Genomic DNA, 14,596 nt, shown 5'->3' with positions numbered 1-14,596 from the left:
TGGCCTTTTATGAAGCGCCGCCGGCGAGGCGGGTGTCGTGCGCGCGCGTGCCCAGGTAGAGCTGGCGCACCGCGTCGTCGTCGGCCAGGCCCGCGGCCGGCGCCACCAGCCGCACCTGGCCGGCGGCCAGCACCAGCCCGGTGTCGGCCGCGGCCAGCCCGAGGCGCACGTTCTGCTCGATCATCAGCAGCGTGATGCCGGTGGCGCGGATGCGCGCGATGACCTCGAACAGCAGCGCCGCGTTGCGCGGCGACAGGCCCGCCGAGGGCTCGTCCAGCACCAGCAGCGACGGCGTCTGCATCAGCGCCGAGGCCATCGCCACCATCTGGCGCTGGCCGCCGCTGAGCAGCCCCGCGCTGCCCGGCAGGCGCGCGCGGACCTCGGGGAACAGGTCCAGCACGTACTCCTGCCGCCGGCGCCGCGCCGCGCTGCCCGCGCCCCGGCCGGCGTGCAGGAATTCCCAGCCCAGCCGCAGGTTGTCGGCCACGCTGAGGTTGGCGAACACGTTGCCTTCCTGCGGCACGTAGGCCAGCCCCAGGCGCGCGCGCGCCGGGGCGTCGAGCGGGCCGAGCTCGCGCCCGCCCAGGCGCACGCTGCCGGCCGACAGCGGCAGCAGGCCGGCCACCGCCTTGAGCAGCGTGGACTTGCCCGAGCCGTTGGGGCCGATCACGGTCAGCGCGCCGCCCGGCGGCACCGTGAAGCTCACGCCGTGCAGGATGTCCTTGCCCCGGTAGCCGGCCGACACGCCCGCCAGCACCAGTTCTTGCGGCGCGTCCATCATGGCTCTCCCAGGTAGGCCTGGCGCACGCGCGTGTCGGCGGTCACGGCGTCGAAGCTGCCCTGCGTGAGCACCCGGCCTTCGGCCAGCACGTAGACGTGGTCGCACAGCGCGGCCACCATGTCCATGTTGTGCTCGACGATGGCGAAGGTCTTGCCCTCGCCGCGCAGCGCCAGGATGAACTGGCACAGTTCCTCGATCAGCGCCGGGTTGACGCCGGCGGCGGGCTCGTCGAGCAGCACGATGTCCGGCTCCAGCATCAGCGCGCGGCACAGCTCCAGCAGCTTCTTCTGGCCGCCGGAGAGCGCGCCGGCGGGCTGGTCGGCCAGCCGCGTCAGGCGCACGCGGGCGAGCAGCGCCAGCGCGCGCTCGATGGCCGCGGCCTCGGCGCGGCGCACGGTGCCGCGGCGCAACAGCAGGTTGCCCAGGCGCTCGCCGGGCTGGCGCGGCGCGGCCAGCAGCAGGTTCTCCAGCACGCTCAGGCTGTCCAGCTCGCGCGCGAGCTGGAAGGTGCGGGCGATGCCGGCGTGCGCGCGCCGGTGCACCGGCATGCGCGTGATGTCGGCGCCGGCCAGCCGCACCGTGCCGCGCCGCGGCCGCTGCGTGCCGGCCAGCACGTTGAACAGGGTCGACTTGCCGGCGCCGTTGGGCCCGACCAGGCCGGTGATGCGGCCCGGCGCCAGGCTGACCGAGGCGCCGTCGAGCGCGCGCACGCCGCCGAAGGACACGCTGACCGCCTCGGCCGCCAGCACGCGCTGCGCGCGCTGGCCGGGCGCGGCGCGGGCCGGCGCGGCGGCGGGGGCGCTGTCCAGGGCTGCCTGCGTCATCACTTGAGCGTGTCGACGAGCTGGTTGGCGCCGTTGCGGATCACGAAGTGGCCATACTCGCGGTTCAGCTGGTCGCCGGTCGGCGTGAACTGGAAGTGCGAGCCGGCGCCGCTGTAGGCGATCGCCTGCCTGGCGCGCAGCGCCTTGAGGCCGTCGACGGGATTCTCCACGGTCTTGCCGGGGCCGTTGACCACCGGCAGGATGGACCTGGCGAACACCTGCGGGTCGGCGCTGCCGGCGCGCTCGATGGCCAGCGCCAGCACCGAGATCTCGTCCCACACGTTGGACGGGAAGATGGCCAGCGTGCCGGCCGGGATGCCGGCGACGCGGGCAAAGGTCTTGTACGCGGTGGAGTCCGCCGGCGGGATCGACTGGATGTGGTGGATGCCCTCGGCCACCGCCTTGCCCACGTTCTTGATGAAGGCGCCCTCGGCATCGGCCGACGACGAGTTGGCGTAGATGCGCGTGTCGCTGAAGCCGCTGCGGTAGACCTCGCGCGCGATGGCCGACAGGTCGGGCAGGTAGCTGGGCAGGAACACCGCGTCCGGCTTCTTGCCGAACACCTTCTCCACCTCGGCGCGATAGGAGGGCTGGTTGGGGTTGTAGAACACCGTGTCGAGCACCTGGCCGCCGCCCTTCCTGAACTCGGCCGCGAACGGCTCGACCATGCTCAGCGTGAACGGCGTCTGCAGCACCAGCAGCGAGGCCTTGCGCGCGCCGTCCTTGAGTGCGGCGCGCGCGAATACCGCGCCCCAGTCGCTGCCGCGCGCCTGGAAGCGCCACACCAGCCCCTTGTTGTCGCCCTGCGTGACCTCGTCGCCGGAGCCGCTGACCAGCAGCGGGATGCCTTTCTCGATGGTCAGCGGCTTGATCGCCATCGCCACCGCGCTGCTCCACAGGCCGACGATGGCCGACACCTTGCCCACGTCCAGCAGCTTGCGCGCCGCGGCCACGCCGGCCGTGGGGTTGCTCTCGCTGTCCTCCACCAGGATTTCCAGCTTGCGCCCGCCGAGCACGCCGCCGGCCTCGGCGTTGATGTAGTCGGCGGCCTTGCGCGCGGCATTGGCCATGCCCTGGCCGTAGGCGCCACCGCCGCCGGACAGCGGCACCAGCACGCCGATGCGGATGGGGCCGCTGCCCTGGGCCAGCGCCAGTTGCGGCGCGGCCAGCGCGGCCAGCGATGCGCCCGCGGCGCGCAGGAAGGCGCGGCGCTCGAACGAGGAAGAATCAGTCATGGCAGGTCGGGATCAGGAGAGGGCGGAAGAGAGCGGAAGAGAAGATGCGGGCGGGCGCCATCAGCGCGGATGGACGGCGGTGGCGTCCTCGCCGATCTGCAGCGCCTGGTTGAAGCGGTTGAAGAAGCCGCACAGCGAGATGCGCAGCGTCAGCTCGACCACCTGCGCCTCGCTGAAATGCGCGCGCAGCCGCGTGAAGACCTGGTCGCGGATGCGCTGCGGCGCCTGCGTGACGGCGACCGCGTATTCCACCACCAGCTTGTCCACCTCGTCGAGCTCGGGATGGCCGGCATAGTCGAGCAGGCGGCGCGCGCCGTCCTCGCTGATGCCTTCCACGGCCAGGCGCGGCGCGTGGCTGCGCACGCAGTAGTCGCAGTCGTTGAGCAGCGACACCACCACGATGGCCAGCTCGATGTAGCGGTACGGCACGCCGTTGCGCGCCTTGAGCTCGAGCAGCATGCGCGGCAGGTGCTCCACGGCCGGCGCCACGTGCGCGAGCACCGAGAACTGGTCGGCGAAATGGGCGCCGTTGCCGGTGAACTGGTCGAACAGCTCGCGGCGGGCCGGGTCGAAGGTGGCGGGGTCGAGTTCGCTGATGCGGGGCATGTGTGGTCCTGCTGGTGAAAGGGGAGGGCGTGCGGAAGGACCGCGCGGGCGGATCAGTCGTCCCCGGCCGGCGCGCGGAAGCCGGCGCCGGGGTGCGGCGCCTGCAGGCGCGGGCCGTGGCCGAGCAGCTTGTCGCGCAGCGTGCCCGGCGCGTAGGCGGTCTTGTAGGCGCCGCGGCGCTGCAGCTCCGGCACCAGGTAGTCGACCACGTCGTGGAAGGTGCGCGGCGATTCCACCCAGGCCAGGTTGAAGCCGTCGATGCCGGTGTCCTCCATCCACGCCTGCAGTTCGTCCGCCACCTGCACCGGATCGCCCACCACTACCGGACCGCGGCCGCCGATGGCGACGAATTCCACGGCGTCGCGCACGGTCCAGGTGCGCTGCGGGTCGAGCTTGCTGAACGAGGCCAGCGCCGACTGGCCGGCCTTGGTGTCGACGTATTCGAGCGTGTCGTCGGGCGCGTAGCGCGACAGGTCGATGCCGGTCCAGCCCGACAGCAGCGCCAGCGCGCCGTCGTAGCTGGCGCGCGCGCGGTAGGCGGCGTAGCGCGCCTGCGCCTTCTCCGCGGTCTCGTCGACGATGACCGTGAACATGGCGAACAGCAGCGCGCTGTCCGGCGCGCGGCCGGCCTCGGCCAGCGCCGCGCGCAGCGATGCCACCGAGCGGCGCAGGCCGTTGCGCGTGGGCGCGCCGACGAAGATGCACTCGGCATGGCGCGCGGCGAAGCGCGTGCCGCGCGCCGAGCCGCCGGCCTGGAACAGCAGCGGCGTGCGCTGCGCGGACGGCTCGCACTGGAAGATGCCGTCGAGGTCGAAGTAGCGGCCTTCGTGCCGCACCGCGTGCACGCGCGCGGGGTCGGCGTAGACGCCGCGCGCCTTGTCGCGCCGCACGGCGCCGTCCTCCCAGCTGCCTTCCCACAGCTTGTAGCAGACTTCCAGGAATTCGTCGGCGCGGTCGTAGCGCTCGTCGTGGGCGCGCAGCTCGCGCTGGCCCAGGCTGCGCGCGCCGCTTTCCAGGTAGGACGTGACCACGTTCCACGCCACGCGGCCGCCGCTCAGATGGTCCAGCGTGGTCAGGCGGCGCGCCAGCAGGTAGGGCGGCTCGTAGGCCACCGAGACCGTGACGCCGAAGCCGAGGTGCCGGGTGGCGTGCGCCATCAGCGGGATCAGCGGCACCGGATCGTTCATCGGCACCTGCGCGGCGGTGCGCAGCGCGGCGTCGGCCGCGCCGCCGAACACGTCGTAGACGCCGGTGATGTCGCCGAGGAACAGGCTGTCGAACAGGCCTTCCTCCAGCTTCCTGGCCAGCGCGACCCAGTAGCCCGGATCGAGGTAGTCGGCCGCGTGGTCGTCCGGCGCGGTCCATTGCCCGGGTGCAAGGTGCACCACGCAATTCATCATGAAGGCGTTGAAACGGATCTGGCGGATCGGGCGAGGCATGGCACGGCGGGCCGCGCGGCCGGCACGGGCGCGCGAGCGGAAACATCGGAACCGGCGATTGTTGCGTGCCGGCGCCGCCGCGCCAAGCGCCCATTTCGCATACGGATATGTGTTTCCTGGTGCGTGCGCGCAGCGGCTATGGATATGCCAAATCGGTCGTTCGGTCTGGCCGCGCCAGCGTCTACGATGAGCGGCGGTTTTTTCATGCCCTCCTCGCCGCCGCCACCGGGCGGCGCACAGGCGGGCCGCCGCCGCTGCCGCGCGCGCGGCGCCCGCGGGATCCCGCCAACGGATTTCCCGCCACGCGCGCGCTCCCCGCTTTCCATTTCCTCCCCCATCGTTCATGTCATCGCTACTGTCCTCCCTCCGGCGCCATGCCCTGGCCTCGCTGCTGCTCGCCTGCGCCGCCGTTCCGGCCCTGGCCGACGCCGCCTATCCGGCCAAGCCGATCACCTACGTGGTGCCCTACACGCCGGGCGGCACCAACGACAACGTCGCGCGCATCCTCACCCGGCGCCTGGCCGAGAAGAGCGGGCAGCCGGTCGTGCTCGACTACAAGCCCGGCGCCGGCGGCACGCTCGGCGCGGGTTTCGTGGCCGGCGCGCCGGCCGACGGCTACACGCTGCTGAACACCTCGATCGGCAACCTCGCCATCGCGCCGCAACTGATGAAGGTGCGGTTCGACCCGTTCTCCGACCTGGTGCCGGTGGCCTACGTCGGCAACTCGCTGGCCACCGTGGCGGTCAATCCCGCGGTGCCGGCGCAGACGCTGCAGCAGCTGATCGCCTACGCGCGCGCCCATCCCGGCCAGCTGACCTATGCCAGCTCCGGCAATGGCACGCCGGGCCATCTGGCCGGCGAGCTGCTCAAGCGCATCGCCGGCATCGACATCCGCCACGTGCCCTACAAGGGCAGCGCGCCGGCGGTGGCCGACGTGGTGGCGGGCCACGTGGACATCGTGTTCGATCCGCTCAGCGCCTCGTTCATCAAGGCCGGCAAGCTGCGCGCGCTGGCCTACTTCGGCGGCAGCCGCGCGCCCGAGCTGCCCGGCGTGCCGTCGATCCAGCAGGCCGGCATCCATGACTGGGAGGACGCGCTGGCTGGCTCGTTCTTCATCACCGCGCCCAAGGGCACGCCGCCCGAGGTGCTGGCGCGGCTGCGCCGGTGGATCGCGGAGATCCTGCACGAGCGCGACACCGTCGAGGCGCTCGCGCGCGTGCAGGTCGAGGTGCAGGCGCTGACGCCCGAGCAGACCGCGCAGAAGATCCGCTCCGTGCACGACCTCGCCCAGCGCGTGGTGCAGGCCGGCGGCGTGCAAAGCAACTGACGACATCATTCAACCCACGTTTTTCCCGGAGATTCCCCCCATGAAGCTGGGACTGTTCCTGCTGGCCGCCGGCCACCATGCCGCCGGCTGGCGCTACCCCGGCGCCGAAGCCGGCACCGAGAACGTCGACCTGGTGGTGCGCATGACGCAGGCCGCCGAGCGCGCCAAGTTCGACATGGTGTTCTTCGGCGACCGCCTGCTGACGACCGCCGACTCGCATCCGTCGATGATCACCCGGCCCGACCCGCTCGCCATGCTGGCCGCGCTGTCGATGGTGACGAGCCACATCGGCCTGGCCGGCACCGCCTCCACCACCTACAGCGAGCCGTTCAACCTGGCGCGCACGCTGGCCACCGTGGACAAGCTCTCGCGCGGCCGGGCGGCGTGGAACATCGTCACCACGTTTGCCGACGGCTCGATCAACTTCAGCCGCGAGCGCCACCCCGACCACGAGCAGCGCTACGAGATCGCCGAGGAGTTCGTCAGCGTGGTCAAGGGCCTGTGGCAGTCGTGGGACCCCGATCCCTACGTGCTCGACAAGCAGGCCGGCGTCTACGTGGACGTGGCCAAGATGCACGCGCTGAACCATCGCGGCCGGCATTTCTCGGTGGCCGGCCCGCTCAACGTCACCAACAGCCCGCAGGGGCATCCGGTGCTGATCCAGGCCGGCTCGTCCGGCCCCGGCCAGGCGCTGGCCGCGCGCCACGCGGAGGTGGTCTTCACCGCGCAGCAGGACCTGGGCGCCGCGCGCGCGTTCGCGCAGGGGCTCAAGGCCCAGGTGGCGGCGCAGGGGCGCGACCCGGCGCACTGCCTGATCATGCCGGGGCTGATGCCGATCATCGGCCGCACCGAGGCCGAGGCGCACGACAAGCTGGCGCTGCTGCAGTCGTTTACCGACCAGTCCAACGCGCTCGCCATCCTGACCGAGCAACTGATGATCGACGTCTCGGGCTATCCGCTCGACGGCCCGCTGCCCGATCTCGCGCTGGAGGCGGGCGTCCACAGCCGCAGCGTGCTGCTGCTCCAGCTCGCGCGCGAGCGCGGCCTGACCCTGCGCCAGCTGTATCACCTGGTGGCCAGCGCGCGCGGCCACCAGATCGTGGTCGGCACCGCGGCGCAGGTGGCGCAGCACATGATCGACTGGGTGGACGGCGGCGGCGCGGACGGCTTCAACATCATGCCGGCCTACTTCCCCGGCGGCCTCGACGACTTCACCGCCGAGGTGGTGCCGATCCTGCAGGAGCGCGGCGTGTTCCGCCGCGAATACGAGGCCGACACGCTGCGCGGGAACCTCGGGCTGCCGCTGCCGGCGCGGGCCTGACATGCCGGCCCGCTACACGGCGCCGTCGGCGCGCAGCGCCTCCACCTGCGCGCCGCTGAAGCCCAGCGCGGCGAGGATCGGCGCGGTGTGCTCGCCGACGTCCGGCACGCCGCCCATGCGCGCCGGCACGCCGCCCAGCGTGGCGGGCGGCAGCAGCGCCCGCACCGGGCCGGCCGGCGTGGCCACTTCGCGCCAGCGGCCGCGCGCGGCGAACTGCGGGTGCGCCCACACTTCATGCATGTCGTTGAGCGGCGCGTTGGCGATGCCGCCGCGGTCGAGCCGCGCGACCAGCTCCGCGCGCGTCATGCGCCGCAGGTGGCGGCCGATCTCCGCGTCCAGCGCGGCCCGGTTGGCCACGCGCTGGTGGTTGGTCGAGAAGCGCGCGTCCGCCGCCAGCGCGGCGTCTTCCAGCACTTCGGCGCAGAAGCGCTGCCATTCGCGGTCGTTCTGCAGGCCGAAGATCACGCGGTTGCCGTCGCCGGTGCCGTACTGCCCGTAGGGCGCGATGGCCGGGTGCGACAGGCCGTTGCGCAGCGGCGGCTCGCCGCCGTAGTGGGCGAAATACAGCGGATAGGACATCCATTCGGCCAGCGCCTCGAGCATCGTCACCTCGACCCGCACGCCGGCGCCGGTGCGCCCGCGATGCAGCAGCGCCGAGAGGATGCCGGTGTAGGCGTACATGCCCGCGGCGATGTCGGCGATCGAGATGCCCGCGCGCGAGGGTTCGTCCGGCGTGCCGGTCACGGAGATCAGGCCGGCCGCGGCCTGGATCAGCAGGTCGTAGGCTTTCTTGTCGCGGTAGGGGCCGTGGTCGCCGTAGCCCGAGATGTCGCACACGATCAGCTTCGGGAAGGCCGCGTGCAGCGTGTCGAAATCGAGCCCCATGCGGCTGGCCGCGCCCGGCGCCAGGTTCTGGATGAAGACGTCGGCCTCGCCGAGCAGCTGCCGGAGGATGCCGGCCGCGCGCGCATCCTTGAGGTCGAGCGTCAGGCTCTCCTTGCCGCGGTTGGCCCAGACGAAGAACGACGACATGCCGTTGACCGTCTGGTCGTAGCCGCGCGCGAAATCGCCGCTGCCGGGCCGCTCGATCTTGACGACGCGCGCGCCCAGGTCGGCCAGCTGGCGGCTGGCGAAGGGCGCGGCCACCGCGTGTTCCAGGGCGAGGACGGTGATCCCGTCCAGTGGGGGAACTGAGAAAGGCAAGGGGGTCTCCAGGCATCGGTGCGGGCGCACGGTCCCGCGGACGACCGAGTATAGGAATGGAGACCGAGGCCGGCCAGTCGAGATTTCCTAACGCCGCTTCAAGGATGTCTAACGGACGGCGCCTGGTCCTCGCCGGTGACGAAGCGGATGAACGCGCGCGCGTAGCCGGGCAGGTCGCCGAGCTGCTGCGCGACGATGCGGTGCTCGCGCCGCGCCCACGGTTCGTGCAGCACGACGCCCTCGACCAGGCCCTGCGCGATCGCGGGCGCGGCCACCGTGCGCGGCACCAGCGAGATGCCCGCGCCTTCCTGCACGCAGCGGATGACGGCCGGGAAGTTCGGCGCGTGCACGCGCACGCGCGGCTCCATGCCGGCTCTCGCCGCCATGTCCTTGAGGAACAGGAAGTTGCTGCTCTTGGCGCCGATCGACACCAGTTCGTACTGCAGCGCGTCGGTCAGCGTGACGCCCTCGCGCAGGCCGAGCGGATGGCGCGGCGGCACGGCGAACATCAGCTCGTCCTCGCCGTAGCGGATCGACTCCAGGCCGAGCAGGTCGATCTCGCCGGCCACCAGGCCGATGTCGGCGCGCTGCTCCAGCACCGCGTGCGCGGTGTCCTGGCTGAGGTGCTCCTCCAGCTCGACGTTGACGTTGGGATACGCCGCGAGAAAGCGGCTGAGCGCCGCCGGCAGGTTGTTCATGGTGCTGCTGTTGGCATGCACGCGGATGTGGCCCTCGGTGCCGTCGGTGTGCCGGCGCATCTCGTGCTGCAGCCGCTCGACGTTGCCCATGATGGTCCTGGCGTGGCGCAGCATGGTCTCGCCGGCGGCGGTCAGCGCCATGCCTTTCTGCGTGCGCCTGAACAGCGGCACGCCGACGGCCTGCTCCAGGTTCTTCAGCCGGTAGCTGGCCGACGGCGCGGTCAGGTGCACGTCGGACGCGCCCGCGGTCAGGCTCTTGGCCTGCGCGATGGCGAGGAACACGCGCAGGTCGGTCAGTTCGAATCGCAATGGTGTCTCCCGCATGGCCGCCTCGGGCGCATGCGGCGCCGGGCCCGTATTAGAAGTTTTCGAAGGACCCCTCGTAGCTTTCGACTGGCCTCCGTGCCGGCCCCGATTCTATATTGTCGGCTCACGCCGGGGCTGCCGATGCCGCGCATGCCGCCCGGATACCGCAAGCACAAGACGGAGACACCAGCATGATTTCCCCGATGGCCAGACTCGCCGCGGCGCTTTGCCTCGGCGCCGCACTCACGGGGCCCGCCGCGGCGCAGCCCGGGTATCCCGCGCGGCCGGTGCGCCTGGTGGTGCCGTATGCCGCCGGCGGCCCCACCGACACGTTCGCGCGCGCGCTGGCGCAGGGCTGGAGCCGGCAACTGAAGACCCAGGTGGTGGTCGAGAACCGCTCCGGCGCGGGCACCATCGTCGGCACGGAGAACGTCGCCAAGGCCGCGCCCGACGGCTACACGCTGCTGCTCACCACGGTCGCGCACGCGGTCAACCCGGCCATCCACGCCACGCTGCCGTACCGCACGCTCGAAGACTTCGCGCCGGTGGGGCTGGCGGCGCGCGCGCCGCTGGTGCTGGTGGTCAACAAGGCGGTGCCGGCGCAGACGCTCGGCGAATTCATCGCCTACCTCAAGGCGCATCCGGGCAAGGTCAACTACGGTTCCGCGGGCGTCGGCAGCGCCCCGCATCTCGGCGGCGAGCTGCTGAACCACATGGCCCACACCGGGGCCGTGCACGTGCCCTATCGCGGCAGCGCGCCGGCGATGGCGGACCTGATCGGCGGCCACGTCGCGTTCATGATCGACAGCGCGCCCACGGGCCTGGCGCAGGTGCGCGCCGGCACCGTGCGCCTGCTGGCCACGTCGATGGCGCGGCGCCTGCCGCAGACGCCCGACACGCCCGCCATCGCGGAAGCGGTGCCCGGCTACGAGGCCTATACGTGGAACGCCGTGTTCGCGCCGGCCAAGACGCCCGCGGAGATCGTGCGCAAGCTCGCCGCCACGCTGGGCAGCACGCTGCAGGAGCCCGCGCTGCAGGCCAAGGCCAGCGAGCTCGGGCTGATCCTCGAGCCGAAGCCGGCGCCGGACGCGCTGGACCAGTTCGTGCGCGCGGAGATCGCCAAGTGGCAGCCGGTGGCGGTGGCCGCCAACATGAAGGCCGACTGAGCGCGGCAGCACGACAAACGCGGCACCAGCCCGCACAGGAGACCGAGCCGATGCAACACGACTACCAGCTATGCCCGCAGCGCTTCTTCGAGGACTTCGCCGTCGGCGAGCGCATGAACCTGCCGTCGCGCACCATGACGGACGCGCTGTTCGCCGCGTTCCAGCTCGCCAGCGGCGACAACCATCCGGTCCACTACGACGTCGAGTATTGCCGCGCCCACGGCATGCCGCACATGCTCGCGCACGGCTTCCAGGTGCTGATCCAGACCGCCGCGGGCGCCGGCCTGTTTCCCCACATGGTGGAGCAGTCGCTCAAGGCCTTCATCGAGCAGAGCAGCCGCTTCCTCGCGCCGGTCTTCGTCGGCGACACGCTCTACGGCAGCCTGACCGTCGCCGAGCTGATCCCGGGCCGCACCACGGGCGTGCTGGTGATGCGCTCCGAAGTGCGCAACCAGCGCGGTGTGTGCGTCATGGAGGGGACGCAGAAGTACCTGCTGCGCAAGCGGGTGCCGCAGGCGGGCTGAGGCGGCATCATCGGCATCCGCCGCCGGCCGGGCCTATCTCGGCCGGCCCGCCTTCGCCGCCGCCGCGTCCAGCGCGCGTGAGAAACGCTCGATGTCCTCCTGCCTGAACTGGGCCAGAAACAACGCGTCGACGGCGGCCTGGTAGACCGTAGACCGCACACATCCTCTTGCGCAGCGCCTTGCCCTGCCGCGTCACCGTCACGAACGCGGCACGGCCGCCCTCAGCCGACCGCGTGCGCGTCACCAGTTCCTCCCGCTCGAGCCGGTCCACCACGCGCGTGAGGTTATAGCGTTCGATCGCGACCACGTCGGCCAGCTCGTGCATGCGGCGGCTGCCGTCCGTTTTGCTTTCGATGCCCCACAGCACGTCGTACCACGCACGCATAGGCCGGAAGCCCTTCTTCCGCAAGGCGCCGGTCGATCTCGCGTCGATTTCGAACTCGAAAGGCCATGCTCGCCACGGTACAGGCAAACGGGGATACTGGATTGTGCTGGCTAGCACGACTGGCCACGGCTACGCATAGGCGAGCTGGCTGACGATTGTAGTCGCCTGCATTCCCGATGCCATAACGCGCGCCAAGGAACTGGCCGCGTCGATCCGAGTAAAGAACTGTGGTGGATGGAATCGGGAGGAGGCGTCTCGAAGCGCATCGAGTGCGACGGGGTCCTGCATTTTCCGTACATCTTTCAGTTCGAGGACAAACGCTGTTTCTAGACCATCTACATAGGCGAAGTACTCAGATTTCTTTAGGCCAGAGCACTGGCCAAAGCGCTGCCAGACTTGGCTTGGCGTCAGAGTATGAGTGGCCGCAACCACGGCGCAACCTACGACGCTACCTACGGGCTGCTTAACATAGAGCCAAACAACGGTTCCGCCAGCTACATGCATAGTTCGTCTTCGCAGTTCCACGCGCTTCGTCCCAGCCAGAATGTTGTTTGCATGCCGTTCGTCGAGCGAAATCAGGACATGATCATTCGATCTCATATCCATAAGCCTTTGCAAGAATACTTAGAAATTGATCGCTATTGATAGCTTGGGTGCTGAGCAGTTTAACGGGAGTGCCACAGTTTAGTTGTCGCAGTGTGTCACCGTAGACAGGGCATGGAAGAACGTTCAGATTGTCAAAAACGGTTACTGTACGGGTATTTGTCTTTCCGATTGATTCGAGTTGATCTGGCTCGAATACAGACGCGTCTAACTCTACATGTCCCATGGCATCTCGATTTTGTAGATAGGAGCGCACTACCCGACCTACGGCGATTATTCCTCCCACGCCTCCTTTGGCCTGAGACTCATAGAAGAAAATCAGATTTCCAGGTAAAAATTTCGAAATTGTCTTTGGGTGGCTGAGATAGTGGCGTTGCTGATACATCTGCACCCGTGGCTGAGGGAGTAGGGATCCTTGAGGCAGATGTTGGAGAAGGTGTTCGGAAAATTTTCTGCGAACAGGTGTAATTACACCTTGGCGTTCACGGAGACAGAACAAGCCCGGCGCAAGCATGCTTTCGAGCCTCAATAGTGGAAGGTGAGTCCTATTGCCATTCGCCGTGTAAACTTCAATATGCTGATTGATGTTTCTAAAGACGGGTGCGTCTTGTGGCAAGCGAACCCCCGAGGCTGCAAGTAACGCTGCCCTCGTTTCATGCCAATTTCTGTCTGTCACTAGCGCCTTAACGATGATTTTTTGTAGCTGAGCTTGGTAGTCGTCGCTGGCTGTGAATCCGAGGGAGTGAGCTTCGGCCCGTATAAGAGATTGCGATGCTGGAAACCCCAAACGGATAAGCACGATTGCATTGGATGGAATCTGCTCATTAAGCTTGCTTAGCATCAAACGCGCGCAGTCAGCTGCGGCGGGGGATTGCTCCTCGATGGCCATCATCGCAACGATAGTTTTTTGGTCTATCGTGTGGCGCCATGTTAGGTAGCCGAGAATGCCGTCGTCGCTTCGTGCAACATAGCGATGGCTTGTCTGCCGGGAGCCATCTACTGTTGCCCATTCCGCTAATTGTTGCGACGGGGGGACGTTCCATTTAGACAGCATAGCTCTGATGTCGGCGTCGTCCGTACGCTGGACTTCGTTAAATGCCAAGACCCGATCAGGTTCCGTTCCATACGCTGTGATTTCGACGGGATGGGGCTCTTGAAGAGTGAACGCTGAAGGTGATAGAACATCAATTCCATACTTGTCTCGTAGGTCAGCGGCGGCGCCCAGGATAGTTGCATCACTTGTTACGAGGCCCTCCAGCCCATGGGATATCGCAGTGGCTAGATGCCTAAGATCGGATCTATCGTTGGGGGTGAGTGCGTTGCGCTGGCTTCTTTCGCGAAATACGAGTACTTCGAGTTCCGTGGTAAGTTTTTTGGATTCGACATCAAGTACCGGATATGCAGGCAAGATAGACGCGAAATCTTGCATAGGGTCGGTTTTCCCCTCAGGGCAGGACCTTGCCAGCTCGTTGCGAATCTCTGAGCTGATCGCCAAGCTACATACTTGCATTCGCTCCGCGCGAAATAGGTTGACGACATCATTTCGTCGTTGTCGTCGAGGTCCTAAATCGAACAAGACGTTCATATCCAAGAGATAAGTGGGCTTGCCAGTCCCCGTGGCAAAGCCGAGGCCAAGTGGATTTATTGAACTGATCCCGCTTGCACCAAAAAGTTGTGGTGAGGCCAGTTCATGGTTCCGTACCACGATCATGCGCCTATGCTTACCGCGGCTGCCTCCTCCCGGCTCAACGCGCTGAACATGAAAGTCTTGTGCTTCCCAAAACAGGTTCGAGTCGGACAAGTCTTCCGCCACGCGCGCTTCAATTGAGATGTATTGGAGATCCGTCAGATGGAGTTTGAGCCTTTCAACAAGCTTTTTACCTAGCCCCATGTCACGAAAGGCCGGGGCAACAAAGACTTGGAGTATCTTTGCCCTTGGCTGTCTAAGATCAAACAGTAGGTGTCCCGCATATTGATGCTCGCCGTCATTTCTATTTGCCGCAACAAAGAGGTTTCCTTTGGTCGCGTACTCCAGATAAACAGAGCTCGGGAAAAATCCGAGTGCATCCTTGTCTGAGTCGGCCGCGCTTCTAACGCTCTCTACGAATGGAACGACATCCTGTCGCTGCGTCAGTATCGATGCACTTCTCTGCAAATCGTCCATGACCTTTGTTGTGT

Annotated in this window: 13 protein-coding genes and 1 pseudogene; 4 read left to right on the top strand and 10 right to left on the bottom strand. The window is 68.1% G+C overall.

The genetic code is table 11. The features are described 5' to 3' along the window. Window positions 1-7: 7 nt before the first annotated feature. From AC3WXD_RS14315 to AC3WXD_RS14295, 5 genes are read right to left on the bottom strand one after another with little or no spacing between them, the layout of a single operon-like run. Window positions 8-781 (bottom strand): ABC transporter ATP-binding protein, encoded by a 774-nt coding sequence (locus AC3WXD_RS14315; protein WP_492324001.1) that lies wholly within the window; start codon window positions 779-781, stop codon window positions 8-10. After that, window positions 778-1,605 (bottom strand): ABC transporter ATP-binding protein, encoded by an 828-nt coding sequence (locus tag AC3WXD_RS14310; RefSeq protein ID WP_492324000.1) that lies wholly within the window; start codon window positions 1,603-1,605, stop codon window positions 778-780. Before AC3WXD_RS14310 ends, AC3WXD_RS14315 begins: the two co-directional genes overlap by 4 nt. Continuing rightward, the gene (locus tag AC3WXD_RS14305) at window positions 1,605-2,840 is read right to left on the bottom strand and encodes an ABC transporter substrate-binding protein (RefSeq protein WP_492323999.1); all 1,236 of its coding nucleotides are present in this window, start codon (window positions 2,838-2,840) and stop codon (window positions 1,605-1,607) included. The genes AC3WXD_RS14310 and AC3WXD_RS14305 overlap by 1 nt, the downstream gene beginning before the upstream one ends. Window positions 2,841-2,900: 60 nt before the next feature. Then, window positions 2,901-3,446: a carboxymuconolactone decarboxylase family protein gene (locus AC3WXD_RS14300; RefSeq protein ID WP_059414975.1), complete on the bottom strand. Its 546-nt coding sequence runs from the start codon at window positions 3,444-3,446 to the stop codon at window positions 2,901-2,903. Between the two features lie 53 nt (window positions 3,447-3,499). Next, window positions 3,500-4,885: an LLM class flavin-dependent oxidoreductase gene (locus AC3WXD_RS14295; RefSeq protein WP_020203067.1), complete on the bottom strand. Its 1,386-nt coding sequence runs from the start codon at window positions 4,883-4,885 to the stop codon at window positions 3,500-3,502. Between the two features lie 343 nt (window positions 4,886-5,228). On the opposite strand from AC3WXD_RS14295, the gene AC3WXD_RS14290 reads away from it, so the two are divergent. Continuing rightward, window positions 5,229-6,212 (top strand): Bug family tripartite tricarboxylate transporter substrate binding protein, encoded by a 984-nt coding sequence (locus AC3WXD_RS14290; protein WP_020203068.1) that lies wholly within the window; start codon window positions 5,229-5,231, stop codon window positions 6,210-6,212. A 40-nt stretch (window positions 6,213-6,252) separates the two neighbouring features. Further along, window positions 6,253-7,533, top strand: coding sequence for an LLM class flavin-dependent oxidoreductase (locus tag AC3WXD_RS14285; RefSeq protein ID WP_059414979.1), 1,281 nt, complete (start codon window positions 6,253-6,255; stop codon window positions 7,531-7,533). A 12-nt stretch (window positions 7,534-7,545) separates the two neighbouring features. On the opposite strand, the gene AC3WXD_RS14280 is transcribed toward AC3WXD_RS14285, so the two are convergent. Both AC3WXD_RS14280 and AC3WXD_RS14275 read right to left on the bottom strand, forming a co-directional pair. Continuing rightward, the gene (locus AC3WXD_RS14280; protein WP_492323998.1) at window positions 7,546-8,736 is read right to left on the bottom strand and encodes a CaiB/BaiF CoA transferase family protein; all 1,191 of its coding nucleotides are present in this window, start codon (window positions 8,734-8,736) and stop codon (window positions 7,546-7,548) included. A gap of 98 nt (window positions 8,737-8,834) precedes the next feature. After that, complete coding sequence (locus AC3WXD_RS14275; protein ID WP_492323997.1) at window positions 8,835-9,743, bottom strand: LysR family transcriptional regulator; 909 nt, start codon at window positions 9,741-9,743, stop codon at window positions 8,835-8,837. Window positions 9,744-9,931: 188 nt separating this feature from the next. Here AC3WXD_RS14275 and AC3WXD_RS14270 point away from each other — a divergent pair, with 188 nt between their 5' ends. Together AC3WXD_RS14270 and AC3WXD_RS14265 are read left to right on the top strand one after the other, a co-directional pair. After that, window positions 9,932-10,906 carry a tripartite tricarboxylate transporter substrate binding protein gene (locus AC3WXD_RS14270; protein ID WP_029043623.1) on the top strand — a complete coding sequence of 325 codons (975 nt, stop codon included), beginning with the start codon at window positions 9,932-9,934 and terminating at the stop codon, window positions 10,904-10,906. Between the two features lie 50 nt (window positions 10,907-10,956). Beyond that, window positions 10,957-11,430, top strand: a complete 474-nt coding sequence (locus AC3WXD_RS14265; RefSeq protein ID WP_020203073.1) for a MaoC family dehydratase — start codon at window positions 10,957-10,959, stop codon at window positions 11,428-11,430. 33 nt (window positions 11,431-11,463) lie between these two features. On the opposite strand, the pseudogene AC3WXD_RS14260 reads toward AC3WXD_RS14265, so the two are convergent. The 3 genes and pseudogenes from AC3WXD_RS14260 to AC3WXD_RS14250 all read right to left on the bottom strand — a co-directional run bounded on the left by AC3WXD_RS14260 (window position 11,464) and on the right by AC3WXD_RS14250 (window position 14,582). Further along, a pseudogene (locus AC3WXD_RS14260) lies at window positions 11,464-11,882 on the bottom strand (MarR family winged helix-turn-helix transcriptional regulator). Window positions 11,883-11,944: 62 nt separating this feature from the next. Beyond that, window positions 11,945-12,415 carry an ASCH domain-containing protein gene (locus tag AC3WXD_RS14255; protein WP_492323996.1) on the bottom strand — a complete coding sequence of 157 codons (471 nt, stop codon included), beginning with the start codon at window positions 12,413-12,415 and terminating at the stop codon, window positions 11,945-11,947. Then, a complete protein-coding gene (locus tag AC3WXD_RS14250; RefSeq protein WP_492323995.1) occupies window positions 12,402-14,582 on the bottom strand; it encodes a GNAT family N-acetyltransferase in 2,181 nt (726 codons plus the stop codon). The genes AC3WXD_RS14255 and AC3WXD_RS14250 overlap by 14 nt, the downstream gene beginning before the upstream one ends. Window positions 14,583-14,596 lie beyond the last annotated feature (14 nt).

The organism is Cupriavidus sp. FW216-B1 (assembly GCF_058789195.1).
The sequence above is the reverse complement of the archived record's forward strand: the minus strand, read 5'-3'. Positions and strand labels throughout refer to the sequence as shown.